The 15462-nt window shown below is 59.8% G+C and carries 14 protein-coding genes; 6 read left to right on the top strand and 8 right to left on the bottom strand.

The annotated features are described in order from the left end of the window. Positions 1-20: 20 nt before the first annotated feature. The 4 genes from FQ185_RS17150 to FQ185_RS17135 all read right to left on the bottom strand — a co-directional run bounded on the left by FQ185_RS17150 (position 21) and on the right by FQ185_RS17135 (position 4646). On the bottom strand, positions 21-980 hold the full coding sequence (locus FQ185_RS17150; protein ID WP_149418438.1) for an alpha/beta fold hydrolase: 960 nt from the start codon (positions 978-980) through the stop codon (positions 21-23). Further along, on the bottom strand, positions 981-1868 hold the full coding sequence (locus FQ185_RS17145; protein WP_149418437.1) for a neutral zinc metallopeptidase: 888 nt from the start codon (positions 1866-1868) through the stop codon (positions 981-983). It abuts the gene before it with no gap. 212 nt (positions 1869-2080) lie between these two features. Further along, positions 2081-2914 carry an aldo/keto reductase gene (locus FQ185_RS17140; RefSeq protein ID WP_149418436.1) on the bottom strand — a complete coding sequence of 278 codons (834 nt, stop codon included), beginning with the start codon at positions 2912-2914 and terminating at the stop codon, positions 2081-2083. Further along, positions 2898-4646, bottom strand: coding sequence for an FAD-dependent oxidoreductase (locus tag FQ185_RS17135; protein ID WP_149418435.1), 1749 nt, complete (start codon positions 4644-4646; stop codon positions 2898-2900). Before FQ185_RS17135 ends, FQ185_RS17140 begins: the two co-directional genes overlap by 17 nt. Positions 4647-4823: 177 nt before the next feature. Here FQ185_RS17135 and FQ185_RS17130 point away from each other — a divergent pair, with 177 nt between their 5' ends. The 4 genes from FQ185_RS17130 to FQ185_RS17115 all read left to right on the top strand — a co-directional run bounded on the left by FQ185_RS17130 (position 4824) and on the right by FQ185_RS17115 (position 8707). After that, the gene (locus tag FQ185_RS17130; RefSeq protein WP_149418434.1) at positions 4824-5600 is read left to right on the top strand and encodes an IclR family transcriptional regulator; all 777 of its coding nucleotides are present in this window, start codon (positions 4824-4826) and stop codon (positions 5598-5600) included. Between the two features lie 242 nt (positions 5601-5842). Next, positions 5843-6898, top strand: coding sequence for a Gfo/Idh/MocA family protein (locus tag FQ185_RS17125; RefSeq protein ID WP_149418433.1), 1056 nt, complete (start codon positions 5843-5845; stop codon positions 6896-6898). Positions 6899-6900: 2 nt separating this feature from the next. After that, on the top strand, positions 6901-7716 hold the full coding sequence (locus FQ185_RS17120) for a sugar phosphate isomerase/epimerase (RefSeq protein ID WP_149418432.1): 816 nt from the start codon (positions 6901-6903) through the stop codon (positions 7714-7716). A gap of 112 nt (positions 7717-7828) precedes the next feature. Then, positions 7829-8707, top strand: coding sequence for a DMT family transporter (locus FQ185_RS17115; protein ID WP_149418431.1), 879 nt, complete (start codon positions 7829-7831; stop codon positions 8705-8707). A 45-nt stretch (positions 8708-8752) separates the two neighbouring features. Here FQ185_RS17115 and FQ185_RS17110 read toward each other — a convergent pair whose 3' ends face one another. Next, positions 8753-10054 carry an MFS transporter gene (locus tag FQ185_RS17110; protein ID WP_256730427.1) on the bottom strand — a complete coding sequence of 434 codons (1302 nt, stop codon included), beginning with the start codon at positions 10052-10054 and terminating at the stop codon, positions 8753-8755. A gap of 307 nt (positions 10055-10361) precedes the next feature. Between FQ185_RS17110 and quiC the strand changes: the two genes are divergently transcribed. Together quiC and FQ185_RS17100 are read left to right on the top strand one after the other, a co-directional pair. Beyond that, entirely contained in the window at positions 10362-12263 is a 1902-nt protein-coding gene (quiC, locus tag FQ185_RS17105) for a 3-dehydroshikimate dehydratase QuiC (protein ID WP_149418429.1), read from the top strand. Positions 12264-12365: 102 nt separating this feature from the next. Then, positions 12366-13043, top strand: coding sequence for a TetR/AcrR family transcriptional regulator (locus tag FQ185_RS17100; RefSeq protein ID WP_149418428.1), 678 nt, complete (start codon positions 12366-12368; stop codon positions 13041-13043). A gap of 36 nt (positions 13044-13079) precedes the next feature. Here the strand turns inward: FQ185_RS17100 and FQ185_RS17095 are convergent, their stop codons facing one another. The 3 genes from FQ185_RS17095 to FQ185_RS17085 form a co-directional block, all read right to left on the bottom strand. Further along, positions 13080-13934 (bottom strand): shikimate dehydrogenase, encoded by an 855-nt coding sequence (locus FQ185_RS17095; RefSeq protein WP_149418427.1) that lies wholly within the window; start codon positions 13932-13934, stop codon positions 13080-13082. Between the two features lie 5 nt (positions 13935-13939). Further along, positions 13940-14380, bottom strand: coding sequence for a type II 3-dehydroquinate dehydratase (gene aroQ, locus FQ185_RS17090; protein WP_149418426.1), 441 nt, complete (start codon positions 14378-14380; stop codon positions 13940-13942). A gap of 140 nt (positions 14381-14520) precedes the next feature. Continuing rightward, entirely contained in the window at positions 14521-15432 is a 912-nt protein-coding gene (locus FQ185_RS17085; protein ID WP_149418425.1) for a LysR family transcriptional regulator, read from the bottom strand. Positions 15433-15462: the final 30 nt, after the last annotated feature.

Below are 15462 nucleotides of genomic sequence, written 5' to 3'. Positions count from 1 at the left end.
CAGATCAGGTAATACAGAATTCACTGACCAAACAACGCCTTCTGCCCCTCAGGCGATGTAAACATCCCATCCCCATCATGCCCGACCCCGGGCACTTCGATCAGTTGCTGATTCAACCCTTGTGGCTGCAGCCGCTTCAGGTACTCAAAATAATTGCGCCCGCGAGCCAAACGATTTGCGCCCTGGGCTTTCGCCTCACAACGTTTATCCAGTGCCGGATGATTCGGGTCGGTGTCCTGCTGCCCCAGTAGATAAACGACGTCACGTTTGACGTAGCTTTCCTTCAGCTGCGCGGGTGTTTGCCCATCGGCATAGGCGGGCAAATCGCTCAGCCCGTACTTCCAGCGATTGAAATCCGCACATCCGGCGTGGCTGAACGCCACGGGGCGACGTTCATCGAAATAGGCATAAGACGACGGGTTGGCAATCACGTAGCGCACCTGCACGCCGGCCTCCTTGAAGGCTGGCTGATCGTGACTCAGCAACGCGTATCGCTGCACCACCTGAGCGCCGCCCGAATGACCGGCGATGACGATTTGCTTCACGTCCGGAAACTGTCGGCGATCGCCTATTCGAGCGACGATTTCGTCGAGTGCAGCGTAGGAACTCAGAGAAAACGGAGCGGTGGATAAGCCGCCGGCCATCCAGTCATTGCCCTGCCAGCGCAATACACTGTCCGCCACGGGATGGAGCGCGATGTCGGTTTCGTTGAGAAATTGCGGAGCGATCACCAGGGTCGATGCGCTTTGCCCGGCCTGTTCGGCTGCGTGCTCGGCGCTCTGGCGGTAGGTGTCGGCATTGCGCAATCGACCATGGATGACGATCAGCACGCGTTCGATTTTCGTCGGGGTCGGGCCGAGGCCCACCGCGATCTCACCGGCCGACAACAGCAGGCGTCCGGAGCTGAGCTCCTTGACGCCTTGCTCGGCAGCCTGGGTGCTTGCGCAGGTGATCAACAGAGCCAGCAGCCACTTATTCATTTATAGGTTTTTCGCCGCAAAGGTATCGCACTGGCCGACCTGGCCTTGCGCAAATCCGGTTTTGAACCAGCGCACCCTTTGCGCCGACGTACCATGAGTAAACGAGTCCGGAACCACGCGACCCTGACCTTGCTGCTGCAAGCGGTCGTCGCCGATGGCATTGGCAGCGTTCAAGGCCTCTTCGATATCACCCGGCTCCAGCCAGTTCAGACGCTTCTGCGCATTGTGGGCCCAGACGCCGGCGAGGCAATCGGCCTGAAGTTCCTGGCGCACCAGCAATCCGCCGTCGCCTTCCATTTGCCGGCCCTGTTGGCGGGCGGTCTGAATTTTCGCTGAAACGCCGAGCAAGGTCTGCACGTGGTGTCCGATTTCGTGAGCGATCACGTAGGCCTGAGCGAAGTCACCCGCAGCGGAAAAACGTTGGGACATCTCCTGGAAGAAACTCATGTCCAGATAGACCTTCTGGTCCGCCGGGCAATAGAACGGGCCGGTCGCCGAACTGGCCAGGCCGCAGGCCGAGTTGACGCGGCCGCTGAACAGTACCAGGGTCGGGTCCTTATATTGACGGCCGGCCTGCTGGAAAATCTGGCCCCAGGTGTCTTCGGTATCGCCAAGGATCGAGCGCACGAATTCGGCGCCTTCATCATTGGCGGGTGGTGCCTGGCGGGTTTGGCTCGAGGTCGGTGCTGATTGTTCGCTCATCTGCCCGGTGAGTTGTCCGAGGATCTGCAATGGGTCCTGGCCGGTCATCCAGCCAATCCCGACGATCAGGATAATGGCCGTCAGGCTCAGGCCCTTGCCACCACCGAAGCGCATCCCGCCACCACCGCCGCCATCACCACGGGCATCGACCACGTTGTCGCTGCGTCGGCCTTTTTTCCATAGCATGTGGGAATCCTCTGATTGTCCGTGAGGTGAGTGTTGCTGGTGAGTGAGAGCGGCGCCAGTCCGGTCGTCCATCTTTTGTTGCGCACAGAAACCTCCCGGCACCCCGTGTGGGGTGCCGGGAACATTCCAGACTCGTATTGAACACGGACAACCCATCTAATTCCTTCAGGCGACGGGTTTTTATCGAGCAGGCGACGGCCTGCGTCTCAGGTTTACTGGTCGAACGCATCCCATACCGGCGAAAAGTCCGGGTTGACCTGACGTTCGCGCTTGGACAAACCGGCGATCAGCGCACGGTCTTCGTCATCCAGATTCACGTCGAACGCTGCCAGGTTGGCCAGTTGATTGGCCTGGCTGCTGGCTTTTGGAATGGCGGCCACGTTCGGTTGATCAAGCAGCCACTTGAGTGCCACCTGCGTTGGCAGTACCCCATGTTTGGCGGCGATTTGCTGGATTTGCGGGATTTCCGAGACCTTGTTGCGGGCCAACGGTGTGTAGGCCGTCAGCGCCAGATCGTGTTGACGGGCGTAGTCCAGCAGCGCGTTTTGTCCGAGCAGTACGTGGTACTCGACCTGAATGGCTGACAGCGGAGTGCCCAATTCTTCGACGACTTTGCGCAACAACGGCAGTGGAAAATTCGCCACGCCGATGTTGCGCGCCAGTCCTTGCTCCTTGAATGACACCAGCGTCTCGATCGTGCGCGACAGGTCCCAATCGGTGGTCGGCCAGTGGATCATGAACAGGTCAACGTAATCGCTGCGCAAGGCCTTGAGGCTGCGGTTCATGGAATGGCGCATGGCGTCGGGTTGAAGCTGGTCCCACCAGACTTTGGTGGTGACGTGGATTTGATCGCGAGGCGTAGGACTGTTCACCAGCGCTTGACCGACTGCGTCTTCGTTGTTGTAGGCCGCTGCAGTGTCGATGTGCCGATAACCCAACGCCAGGGCTTGTTCCACGGCGCGTGTGCATTCCTCGCCCAACATCGGCCAGGTGCCGAGGCCGAGTTTGGGCATGTTCAACCCCTGTGCGTTAACGATGCGTTGCATGGTCGATCTCCTGTTCGTAACCATTAATACCTGCGATATGTCGTGCGGCGATGTAGCCGAAAGTCAGCGCCGGGCCGAGATTGATGCCGCCGGCGGGGTAGTGCCCGCCCATGATGCTGGCCATGTCGCCGCCCGCCGCGTAAAGCCCGGTGATGGCCTGGCCCGAGCCGTCGAGGACTTGGGCGTGTTCGTTGACCTTGAGCCCGGCGAAGGTGCCGAAGCAGCCCGGCTGGACCTTCACCGCATAGAACGGGCCTTGTTCGATCGGTGCAACGCAAGGGTTGGGTTGTTGCAGGGCATCACCCTGTTTGCGGTTGTAGGGCGTCGAGCCGCGACCGAAAAGCGGGTCTTCGCCGTTGCGCGCATGCCGATTGTATTCGGACACAGTGCTACGCAAGCCGTTCGGGTCGATGCCGCAAGCCCTGGCCAATTCCTCGATCGTATTGCCGGTTTTCAGATAGCCGCTGCGGATAAAGGATGACAGCGGCACCGGAAACGGCCGAGAGATGCCCAAGCCATAACGGCGCTGAAAGCCATGAGTGCAGACCAGCCAGGAGGCGACTTCTTCGCCCGGTGGTGCGGCCTCGACCATGGCCGTTACATAGTCGTAATAGCCGTTGGCTTCGTTGACGAAGCGCTGGCCGTTGCTCAGGACGCCGATGATTCCTGGTTTGCCGCGCTCGATGATGTGCGGGAAGTGGCCGATGCTGCCGTCCTTATGCGGCACCTGTGAAACCGGCGCCCAGGCCACGGGTGACTGCATATCGGTGTTCATTTGAGCGCCGGCGCATTCGCCCAGTCGCAGGCCGTCACCGGATACGCCGAGGGGCGGCAGGGCCAGGTGTTCATGGCCGGTCGGTGTGCGTGGAAACAATGCCTTGCGCCGCTCGATGTCATTGGCGAAGCCGCCAGCGGCCAGGACCACAGCCTTGCGAGCATGAATGCGGACCTTGCCTTTGGTGGTACTGACCACCGCCCCTCGGACCTGATCGCCCTCTTGAAGCAATTCGGTGACCGGCGCCGATTCCCAGAGCAATACGCCGAGGTCTTCGGCGGATTTTGCCAGCCGAGCCACCAGCGCCACGCCGTTGACCAGTTGCATTGCGCGACGATGAACTGCGAGGTCAAACAGATGACGGGTGAAGCGTCGGGTCACGTGCCAGGCTGCCGACACCGAGCGCGTCAAGTTGAGAAAGGCCCAGAGGTCCGGGCCTGCCATGATCGGCATGCCCATGAACGAAGTTTCCCGCATGGTTTTGCGAAGACGCTTAAGCAGTTTGCCGACTTTTCGCCCGTCATAAGGCGCGGCGATCACCGAGCGTCCACCAGTGCCCGCTCCGGGTGTGTCGCCATGGATGTCGGCAATGGCGTTGCCGTCGGCGAATTGCAGCGACGTGTGCTGTTCGAAGAATGCGACCATCCGCGGGCCGGCTTCAAGGAAAGCGTCGATCATCGCCGGGTCGTAACGTTCGCCCAGTTCGTGTTTCAGGTAAGTGCGCGGTTGCTCGACGTCTTCGACGATCCCGGCACGCCGGGCCAAAGGATTGCAAGGTACCCAGGCCCAACCGCCGGACCAGGCTGTGGCGCCGCCGAACGCGGGGTCTTTTTCCACCACGATGACTTTCAAGCCATGCCACGCAGCGGTCACCGCAGCGGCTAATCCCGCCGCACCGGAGCCGACGATCAGCACGTCGCAATCGATGTCCGGGAGGGTGTGTGGTTCGGCAGGCATCGTCTGAAACTCCAGCGCTTTGTGTTTTTTAGAATTTGATTCCAGAAAATATAGGAGCGTGATTGAGCTTGGCAACCGGTCAAGGCGCAAAGCGGGCGGTTATCGAACAGTGGGTTCCAGATTTCGCGTTATGCAGTTTGTCTTCTAGAATCGGGCAAATTTTGCGTGGAACGTCCCATGGCCGGCAGTCAGATCGAACGTGTTTTCAGCGTGCTGGAAAGCCTCACCAGTGACCCGCGGGGCCTGCCGATGCAGACGCTGGCGGAGCAACTGAATATCCCCAAAAGTGCGACCCATCGCCTCCTCGCCGAACTGATTCGGCTGGGTTACGTGCGGCAGAATCCAGAGAACCTGCGGTATCACTTGTCGACCAAACTGGTGGCGATGGGGTTCCGTTACTTGTCGAGCAGTGGTGCCGATATCGTGCAGCCGGTGATCGACCGCCTGGCTCAGGAAACGGGTGAATTGGTGCGTCTGGGCGTGATCGAAGGCGGACGGCAGGTCTGGATCGCCAAGTCCCAAGGAGCCCGTTCAGGTCTGCGTTACGACCCGGACATGGGTCGTGATGCGCCACTGTTTTATACCGCGTCGGGGCATGCATGGCTGGCGTGCATGAGTGATGCCGAAGCCTTGTCGCTGGTGGAGCGCCAGGGTGGCGACCGACCTAAGGACCTGGGACCGAATGCGCCGCGTTCCAACATCGAGTTGCTTGAACGCCTGCGATTGGCACGGGAGCAGGGCTATGCCTGGGTGGAGGAGAGTTCGGCGGTGGGGACGTCGGCGATTGCCGCCGTGGTGCGGCATCCGAGTGATGGTCGGGTGATCGGAGTATTGAGTATTGCCGGGCCAAGTGCGCGGATGCCTGGGGCACGGCTGCATGAGTTGGCACCGTTGCTGTTGAAGTTTACCGAGGAGTTGTCGGCGGCGAGCCTGGCGTCGGAGTTGTTTATCTGAGACCTGCGCAGATCCATTGTGGGAGCGGGCGTGCTCGCGAAGAGAGAGTTTCAGTCGACATTGATATTGCCTGACACACCGCTTTCGCGAGCAAGCCCGCTCCCCTATTTGATCTTCGGTCGCCTGACAAAGCTGTGCGCTGTTCGAACACTTTCAGCTTGGGTCTGTGTAAGAATCTGGAACCAGGTTCTAAATTGTTGGAATTCATCTCTTCCCACAATAATCACAAGAGGACCGCGCCTTTGAACTCGCCCCTTCGTATCGCCTTGATCGGCGCTGGCAACATGGGTCAGCAGCATTACCAGCATTTACAATCCCTGGCTGAAGCGACCTTGTGCGCAGTGGCCGATCCTGGACCACAAGCGGCCGGGCTCGCGGCGCAATGGGGCGTGGCTTATTTCGCCGACTACCGTCAGATGCTGGAACAAGTGCGGCCGGACGCGGTGATCGTCGCCAACCCGAATACGTTGCACGTCAGCACCGCGCTCGACTGCCTCGCCGCGGGCGTACCGGTGTTGTTGGAGAAACCGGTGGGCGTGCATCTGGATGAAGTTCGAGAGCTGGTAGCCGCGTCGAAAGCCACGGGCGTTCCCGTGCTGGTCGGCCATCACCGACGTCACAATCCGTTGATCGTCCGCGCTCATGAGCTGGTCCACAGCGGTGCGCTGGGACGATTGACCACAGTCACGGCGCTCTGGCAGTTGCGCAAGCCCGACAGTTATTTCGAAATCCCCTGGCGCCGTGAGCCCGGTGCGGGGATGTTGCTGACCAATTTGATTCACGATCTCGATCTGCTCCGGCACTTGTGTGGCGAAGTGCGGCAGGTTCAGGCCATCACCAGCAATGCGGTGCGCGGGTTTGCCAACGAAGATTGCGCCGCCGTGTTGCTGCAATTCGACAATGGCGCACTGGGTAGCCTGACCGGGTCCGATGCGGTGGCGGCGCCCTGGAGTTGGGAGCTGGATTCCGGGGAGAACCCGGTGTATCCGCACCAGACCGATCAACCGTGTTATCTGCTCGCCGGGACCGGCGGGGCGCTGAGCATTCCACAACTCAAACGCTGGCACTACGCCGATGCCGAGGCGGGTTGGCATCAACCGTTGTTGCCGGTTCAGGAAAGTTTCAGTGGCGATGACGCGTTGCGTTTGCAGTTGCAGCATTTCGTCCGTGTCGCGCGTCGGGAAGTCGAGCCGTTGGTGAGTGCCGCCGATGCGGCCCGCACCCTGGCGCTAATCGAAGCGATCCGCGAGGCCGCCCAAACCGGTCGTGCCTGCGCGCCAACCTTGATCGAGGAATGAACATGAGTGAACGGATCTTTTCCCTGGCCAGCCTGACGGTGCTGGAATTGTCGCCGCCCGAGATGGTCGAAGTGGCGGCACGGGCCGGTTATAGCCATGTCGGATTGCGCCTGGTGCCGGCCACGCCTGAGGAACATCACTTCGCGCTGGTCGCCGATGTGCAATTGCGGCATCAGACGCTAAAGCGTCTGCGCGATACCGGTATTGGTGTGCTGGATGTTGAAATCCTGCGTCTTAAACCGGAGACCGTCGTCGCCGATTTCGAGGAGATTCTGGCAGTCGGTGCCGAGTTTGGTGCCAGTGAATTACTGGTGGCCGGTAACGATTGCGACGAACAACGACTCACGGAAAATTTTGCCCGCCTCTGTGATCTGGCGACACCTTACGGGCTTCATCCGCACCTGGAGTTCATGCCCTGGACGGATGCGCGCAATCTCGAGCAAGCGGTGCGTATCGTCGATAATGCTGATCGTGAAAACGGCGCCGTGTTGGTCGATGCGTTCCATTTCGACCGTTCGGGTTCGCGCCTGGAAGATCTGGCCAGGGTGGCCCCGTCACGGTTACGGTATGCCCAACTGTGCGACGTCGCCGGGCCGCGTCCGACAGACATGGCGGAGATTCTGCGACAGGCCCGCAACGAGCGGCGGTTTCCGGGGGATGGCGATAGTGATCTGGCGGGGCTGTTGCGGTGTTTGCCGGCCGACATTGCGTTGAGTCTGGAAATTCCCACCGTGAAGCTTTTGGAGCAGGGCGTGAGCGGGTTGCAACGGGCGCAGATGGCGTTGAGTAAAACCCGGGAATTGTTGGCGCGGCTTTAAGCGGCGCTGCGCACCCTATCGCGGGCAAGCCACGCTCCCACAAGGACAATAGAGAATCTGTGGGAGCGGGCTTGCCCGCGATGCTTTTGACTTTAAAAACAAAGGATATCAAATGACCGTCAGCACTCCACTTTCCGGCGTCAACCAGCCCTTCAAAGGGATCCTGCTGATCGTTGTTGCAACCTTCCTGTTTTCCAGTCACGACGCGTTGTCGAAATATCTCTCGGGTTTCTATCCGATTGTCATGGTGGTGTGGGCGCGTTACCTGGTTCACACCTTGCTGATGGCGGGGATTTTTCTGCCGCAATCCGGGTTGGGCGTCCTACGTTCCAAACGACCATTGCTGCAATTGCTGCGGGCGTTGTGCCTGTTGGGCACCAGTTTGTTTTTCACCACCGGCTTGCAGTACATCCCGTTGGCCGAAGCCACGGCGGTCAACTTTCTCGCGCCCGTATTAGTGACTGCGTTGTCGGTGCCGTTGCTGAAGGAACGGGTGACACGTGGTCAGTGGATCGCGGTGATTTGTGGATTCATCGGCGTATTGATCATCGTCCACCCCGGCGGCGAATTGTTCACCCCGGCCATCTTGCTGCCGCTCTGCTCGGCCCTGTTTTTCTGCTTTTATCAACTGCTGACCCGCATGCTCAGCAAAATCGACAGTCCGACCACCAGCAACTTTTTCGCCGGCTTGTGCAACACCCTGGTGATGAGTGCGCTGGTGCCGTTCTTCTGGCAGGTACCGAGTCTGGGGCACGGGGCAATGATGCTGGCGTTGGGCGCGTGCGGGATGACCGCGCATCTGTTTCTGACCCAAGCCTTCCGTCTTGCGGCGCCGGCATTGCTGGCACCGTTTGGCTACTGCCAGATTGTGTTCGCCGGTCTGCTGGGCTGGTTGGTGTTTGCTCACACGCCGACCTTCACCGCGGTGGTCGGAATCGCCGTGATCTGCTGCAGCGGCCTGGCAGCTGCCTGGCAACAAAGTCGTCGCTGAGAGTCGCAAGGCAGGCCTGGAATCAGGCCTGCCGGGGGAGGGGTTTTACGGGGTGACGGTAGGAATCTTGCGCGGTGCCATGAAGTACATCCAGATCAGCGCGATGAAGTACATCGCCGGAATCATGGTGAACAGCACGGTGTAGTTGTTGTTGGTGATCGTCAGAATGTGGCCGACCAACTGGGTCATGAACATCCCGCCGATGGCCGCGCACATGCCGCCGAAGCCGAACACCGTACTCATCATGTGTTTAGGCGTGTAGTCCATCACCAGGCTCCAGATGTTCGCGGTCCAGGCCTGGTGCGCACCGATGGCCAGAGAGATGGCAAACACCGCGACCCACAGATTGCTTGAGCCGGCTGCCATGATCACGCCGATGATGCAGCAGGCGAACAGGAACATCGACATCAGCCGCGCCTTGATCGGGTTGATCCCGCGGCCGATCAGGAACGAGGACAGGATCCCGCCGCCGACGCTGCCGAAGTCTGCGGTGAGGTAGATGATGATCAGCGGGATACCCATCTGGGTCACGTTGATCCCCAGGTTGTATTGCTGATTGAGGAACGGCGGCAGCCAGTAGAGGTAGAACCAGAACACCGGCGCGGTGATCGAGTAGGCCAGGGCGAAGGCCCAGGTGCCACGCATGCGCAGGATTTTCGAGAACGGCACGCGGGATTGTTCCGGTTCGACTTCCTTCTGGATGTAGTCCAGTTCCGATTGTTTGACGCTCGGATGTTCTTCCGGGTTGTAGTACTTCAAACCCCAGAACACCAACCAGATCCCGCCCAGTGCCGACATGCACAGGAACGCGGCCTGCCAGCCCCACACGTGCAGAATCAGCGGCAACAACATGGGGGTGAACATCGCACCGACGTTGGTCCCGGCGTTGAAGATGCCGGTGGCCACGGCGCGTTCGCCGGCCGGGAACCACAACCGGGTGGTTTTCACGCACGCCGGGTAGTTGGCGGCTTCCGTCAGACCCAGAATGAATCGGCAGACCATGAAGCCAACGGCCGAGGTGGCCAGGCCATGGGCGCCGGTCGCCAGGCTCCAGAGCAGCACGGCGAAGAAGAATACGCGCTTGACGCCGACCCGATCGATCAACCGGCCTTGAAGCACGAAACCGATGGCGTAGCCGACCTGGAACCAGAAGTTGATGTTGGCGTAGTCCATCGCCGTCCAGCTCATTTCCTTGGCGAGGATAGGCTGCATCACGCCCAGAGCGGCGCGGTCAATGTAGTTCAGGGTGGTGGCGAAGAACACCAGTGCGAGCATGCCCCAACGGGTTTTGCCGACCGCCATGGCGCCGCGGATCTTGTCGCCGATGCCGCCAGTGGCAGGAGTCATGGAGGAACGCTCCACGGAAGAGCTTTGAGAAGGAGTCATGTAGTCCACCGGTTATTTTTATGTGGTGTTCTGGGTCTTTGGTCACCGAGACCGATGTTTGTGACCGGACTCAATGTGTAGTGGATGGTGGGCAGTGGACAAAAAATCGTCAATTCGCCAAGGGCCATTGTGTTCGATAACCGAACACAAAACTAACCGGGTAGTACACTTTGAATTGCTCATTAAACAACCCGGCTCAATAATTCGCTCACTCTTTTAAAAGCGGCGCAAATTCCCTGTAGCCGAAGCCTCCACCGGGAGTCGATATATGCAGCGTTCCATTGCCACCGTGTCCTTGAGCGGTACCCTGCCGGAAAAACTCGAAGCCATTGCCGCCGCCGGTTTTGACGGGGTGGAGATTTTCGAGAACGACCTTCTCTACTACGACGGCAGCCCGCGGGAAATTAAACAGATGTGCGCCGATCTCGGGATCGCCATCACGCTGTTTCAACCTTTCCGGGATTTCGAGGGCTGCCGCCGCGACCGCCTGCCGCGCAACCTGGAACGGGCCGAGCGCAAGTTCGACCTGATGCAGGAACTGGGCACCGACCTGGTGCTGGTGTGCAGCAATGCCTCGGCCGATTCCATCGGTGATGAACAGATTCTGGTCGACGACTTGCGCCTGTTGGCCGAACGCGCCGGTGCGCGTGGCCTGCGGATCGGCTACGAAGCGTTGGCCTGGGGCCGGCATGTGAACACTTATCAACAGGTGTGGAACATCGTTCGTCAGGCGGATCATCCGAGTCTGGGGGTGTTGCTGGACAGCTTTCACACGCTGTCGCTCAAGGGCGATCCGAGCGCGATTGCCGAGATTCCCGGCGACAAGATTTTCTTCGTGCAAATGGCCGATGCGCCAATCCTGGCCATGGACGTGCTGGAGTGGAGTCGGCATTTCCGCTGCTTCCCCGGTCAGGGCGAATTCGATCTTGCGGGTTTCCTCGCACCGATCATCAAGAGTGGTTACACCGGGCCGCTGTCGCTGGAAATCTTCAATGACGGTTTCCGCGCCGCGCCGCCGCGCGCCAACGCCGCCGACGGTTTGCGTTCGTTGCTGTACCTGGAAGAGAAAACCCGCGAACGTCTGGCGCAGGAAGCCACGCCAGCGGTGATTCTCGACATTCTGTTCGAGACGCCCCAGGCCAGCGAATACAACGGCATCGAGTTTCTCGAGTTTGCAGTGGACGAAAGCCTGGGTGCCAAGCTGTCCCATTGGCTGGAGCGGCTGGGTTTCGTCAAGGCTGGCCAGCATCGTTCCAAGAGCGTCAGCCTGCTGCGTCAGGGCGATATCAACCTGATCCTCAACTCAGAACCTTATTCGTTCGCCCACAGTTTTTTCGAGGCCCACGGCCCATCGCTGTGTGCCACCGCGGTGCGGGTCAAGGATAGCGCCAGCGCGCTGGCTCGGGCCGTGGCCTATAAAGGTCAGCCGTATCGCGGACTGGTCGGCCCCAATGAACTCGAACTGGCCGCGGTGCGCGCGCCGGATGGCAGCCTGATTTATCTGGTGGACCAGGACGCCGACGTCTACGGCACTGACTTCAATCTGCAACCCGCCGTCGTGGCCAGCGGCGGCCTCAAGCGCATTGACCACATGGCCATGGCGTTGCCGGCCGACAGCCTCGACAGTTGGGTGCTGTTCTATAAAAGCCTGCTGGATTTCGAAGCCGACGACGAGGTTGTACTTCCCGATCCGTATGGGTTGGTGAAGAGCCGGGCGTTGCGCAGCCGGGACAGTTCCATCCGCCTGCCGCTGAACATTTCCGAGAACCGCAACACCGCAATCTCACATGCGTTGTCGAGTTATCGCGGCTCCGGCGTGCACCACATCGCCTTCGATTGCGACGACATCTTTGCCGAAGTCAGCCGGGCCAAGGAGGCGGGCGTACCGTTGTTGGATATTCCGCTCAACTATTACGATGACCTCGCCGCGCGGTTCGATTTCGACGACGAGTTCCTCAGTGAACTGGCCTACTTCAACGTGCTTTACGACCGCGATGCCCAGGGTGGTGAGCTGTTCCATGTGTACACCGAGCCGTTCGAAGGGCGCTTTTTCTTTGAAATCATCCAGCGTAAAAACGGCTATGCCGGTTACGGTGCGGCCAACGTAGCGGTACGACTGGCAGCAATGGCCAAATCCCGAAGCGGTGCCATACGTCAGGCAAAGTTGTAGGGAATTCGTAAACGCGGGGTGAAACCGCTGCCGCACGGCTTCCTTCAGTGTGCCGCGCAGCCCATAATCGCCAGCCTGTGCAGTGATGGCCGTGAGCCCGCAATGACAATAACTTCAGAACTCTCCGTAACGCCCGACGAGCCAATTGCCGAGCCGCGCAAGAGTCGCAAGAACAACCCGGAAAAAACCCGCGAGAACATTCTTCAAGAGGCCATTGTAGAGTTCGTCCAGCAGGGGCTTTCCGGCGCCCGCGTCGATGCAATCGCCGAGCGCATTCACACCTCCAAGCGCATGATCTATTACTACTTCGGCAGTAAGGAACAGCTCTACATCGAGGTGCTGGAGAAACTCTACGGCGATATCCGCAGCACCGAAAACCGTCTGCACCTGGCGGAGCTGGCACCGGTGGACGCGATTCGGCGGCTGGTGGAGTTCACCTTCGATCACCATGATCACAACGTCGACTTCGTGCGGATCGTCAGCATCGAGAATATTCACAACGCCGAATACGTGAAGCGTTCCGATGCGATCAAAGCGATGAACAACACCATTCTCGATTCACTCGGGGTGGTCCTGCGTCGCGGCGTCGAAGAGGGTGTGTTCCGTGCAGGCCTTGAGCCGTTGGATGTGCACCTGCTGATCAGTTCGTTCTGCTTCTATCGCGTGTCGAACCGCCATACGTTTGGTGAGATTTTTCAGATCGACTTGCCGGATGAAGGCATCAAGCAGCGTCATCGGGAGATGATCTGCGAGTCGGTTTTGCGGTATCTGCAGGCCTGATGTGGGGTGAGGGGATGACCCCCTCGCCACATCCGCTCAGCCATTCATGCTTTGAAAGTGCGCCAGCATCCGTTGCGCATCCGGCACCACGCCGCTGAACAATTCAAACGCCTTCACGGCCTGAAACACCGCCATGTTGCCGCCATCCAACGTCCGGCAACCCAGGGCGCGGGCGTTGCGCAGCAGTTCGGTTTCCAGCGGGAAGTAAACGATTTCTGCTACCCACAATTCAGCGCGAAGCAGTTCAACGGGTACCGGCAGGCCCGGCAGTTTTTTCATGCCCATGGGCGTGGCGTTCACCAGGCCGTCAGCCTCGGCCAGTGTGCTCGCCAAGTCATGGCCGGCAACGGCCCGGCCGAAACCAAAATGCTGGTTGAGGTTGTTCGCCAAGGCCTGAGCCCGGTTGATCTCCACATCGAAAATGCTCAACAGCTGTACGCCTTCGCTCAATAGCGCGTGGGCCACCGCCGCGCCTGCGCCACCGGCACCCATTTGCACGACACGCGCACGGGCAACGTCCTTCAAACCACGACGAAAACCTTCGGCAAACCCCAGGCAATCGGTGTTGTGGCCGATGCGTTTACCGTCCTTGAGCACCACCGTGTTCACGGCGCCGATGCCGCGCGCTTCTGGCGACAGTTCGTCGAGCAACGGGATGATCGTCTGCTTGCACGGGAAGGTGATATTGAGTCCGGTGAAGTTCATGCGCTCGGCGGCCATCAGCAAGTCGGGCAGGGCGCTGCTGTCGAGTTTCAACTGGTCCAGGTCAATCAAGCGATAGAGGTAACGCAACCCCTGGGCATCACCTTCATGCTCGTGCAGCGCCGGGGTGCGGGAAGCCTGGATGCCGGCGCCGATCAGTCCGGCCAATACCACGTTGTTCTGAGTCACGACGTTCACCCTTTCAAACGGAGACTGAAATGCTCCTGCGCCAGGCGATACCCATGGCTGCCGAAACCGGCCATCACAGCGGTAGCGATGGCCGAGACGAAGGAGTGGTGCCGGAAAGGCTCGCGTGCGTGGACGTTGGACAGGTGGACTTCGATCACCGGCAGTTCACTGGCGACCAATGCATCGCGAATCGCAACCGAGGTGTGAGTCCATGCGGCGGGGTTGATGACGATCCCGGCGCAACGGCCGCGGGCCGCGTGAATCCAGTCGAGCAATTCGCCTTCATGGTTGGTCTGGCGAAACTCCACCGCCAGGCCGAACTCTTCGGCGGTACGTGCGCATAGCGTTGAGATGTCGGCCAGGGTTTCATGGCCGTAAGTCGCCGGTTCACGGGTGCCGAGCAGGTTCAGGTTAGGGCCGTTGAGCACCAGAACGATAGGGGGCATCGGGGTCTCTCCACTTATTATTTTTGGCATTGGCCGAGGGTTTCAGCCTGTGGAGATAAATTGTACTAGTTGGTTAGTTTGGTCAATTGAAGAGGTGATGAGTCGGGTTTTTGTGTGCGGTGATCGGACGTTTATGCGTTTTAACGTGGCAGATGCTCAACCAGAAAATCGATAAACGCCCTCAGCCGCAGTGGCACGTGGCGACTTTGCGGGTAGAGCAGGGTGAACGGCCGCGAGCGCCCGCCATAAGGCTTGAGCACTTGCACCAGCGAACCATCGGCCAGTTCGTTTTCGACGATGAAGCGATAGGTCTGAAACAAGCCCGCACTGTGTTTCGCCAGGGTCACGCCCCCCAGCACATCGTCAGAACAACTGAAGCTGCCCTCGGCAAGAATTTCCCTCGGTACACCGTTGTCGTTGAACAGCCAGGCAATGCGCCGGCCGCTGCTGGGCAGTTCGTACTGGATGCATTCGTGCTGTTGGAGATCGTCCAGGGTTTGCGGGGTGCCGGCACGCTTCAGGTAATCGGGGCTGGCAACTATCACCAATGCCGCATCTTCAAGGTGTCGGGCGATGAGGCCGGAATCCGGGATCGCCCGCACACGAATCGCCATGTCATAGCCTTCGCCAACGAAGTCGATATTGCGATTGCTGATGTGCGACTCGACCTTCACCAATGGGAAGCGTGCCCGAAATTCAGGAAGCAACGGCAGGACGCGGTGGTGGGCATACGTTGTGGGAATGCTGATGCGCAAGGTGCCGGAAGGCTGTTGCTGCTGGCCCATGACCTCGCGCTGAGCCTCGACCAATTGCGCCATCGCCTGGCGACATTCCTCGTAATAGCGGCGACCACTGTCGGTCAGTTTGACGCTGCGGGTAGTGCGCGCGAACAAACGCACACCCAGGCGTTCTTCCATGCGCGACACCGAACGACTCACCGCCGCCGGCGTCACGCCAGCCACCAGCGCGGCAGCGGTAAAGCTGCCGGCCTCGGCGGCCAGGCAAAACAGCTCGATGCTGCCCAGTTGAAGATCGTCGAATTGTCGCTGCATGATTGATTACACCGAGGATCAAATAAAGTG

The sequence above is a fragment of the Pseudomonas sp. ANT_H12B genome (assembly GCF_008369325.1).
Lineage (GTDB): Bacteria > Pseudomonadota > Gammaproteobacteria > Pseudomonadales > Pseudomonadaceae > Aquipseudomonas.
This window is presented reverse-complemented; position numbering and strand designations above follow the sequence as displayed.

Excerpts from the sequence above, each read along its gene's own strand:
- FQ185_RS17150 (WP_149418438.1), bottom strand. The coding sequence starts at position 980 with ATGAATAAGTGGCTGCTGGCTCTGTTGATCACCTGCGCAAGCACCCAG.
- FQ185_RS17145 (WP_149418437.1), bottom strand. The coding sequence starts at position 1,868 with ATGCTATGGAAAAAAGGCCGACGCAGCGACAACGTGGTCGATGCCCGT.
- FQ185_RS17140 (WP_149418436.1), bottom strand. The coding sequence starts at position 2,914 with ATGCAACGCATCGTTAACGCACAGGGGTTGAACATGCCCAAACTCGGC.
- FQ185_RS17135 (WP_149418435.1), bottom strand. The coding sequence starts at position 4,646 with ATGCCTGCCGAACCACACACCCTCCCGGACATCGATTGCGACGTGCTG.
- FQ185_RS17130 (WP_149418434.1), top strand. The coding sequence starts at position 4,824 with ATGGCCGGCAGTCAGATCGAACGTGTTTTCAGCGTGCTGGAAAGCCTC.
- FQ185_RS17120 (WP_149418432.1), top strand. The coding sequence starts at position 6,901 with ATGAGTGAACGGATCTTTTCCCTGGCCAGCCTGACGGTGCTGGAATTG.
- FQ185_RS17115 (WP_149418431.1), top strand. The coding sequence starts at position 7,829 with ATGACCGTCAGCACTCCACTTTCCGGCGTCAACCAGCCCTTCAAAGGG.
- FQ185_RS17110 (WP_256730427.1), bottom strand. The coding sequence starts at position 10,054 with ATGACTCCTGCCACTGGCGGCATCGGCGACAAGATCCGCGGCGCCATG.
- quiC (WP_149418429.1), top strand. The coding sequence starts at position 10,362 with ATGCAGCGTTCCATTGCCACCGTGTCCTTGAGCGGTACCCTGCCGGAA.
- FQ185_RS17100 (WP_149418428.1), top strand. The coding sequence starts at position 12,366 with ATGACAATAACTTCAGAACTCTCCGTAACGCCCGACGAGCCAATTGCC.
- aroQ (WP_149418426.1), bottom strand. The coding sequence starts at position 14,380 with ATGCCCCCTATCGTTCTGGTGCTCAACGGCCCTAACCTGAACCTGCTC.
- FQ185_RS17085 (WP_149418425.1), bottom strand. The coding sequence starts at position 15,432 with ATGCAGCGACAATTCGACGATCTTCAACTGGGCAGCATCGAGCTGTTT.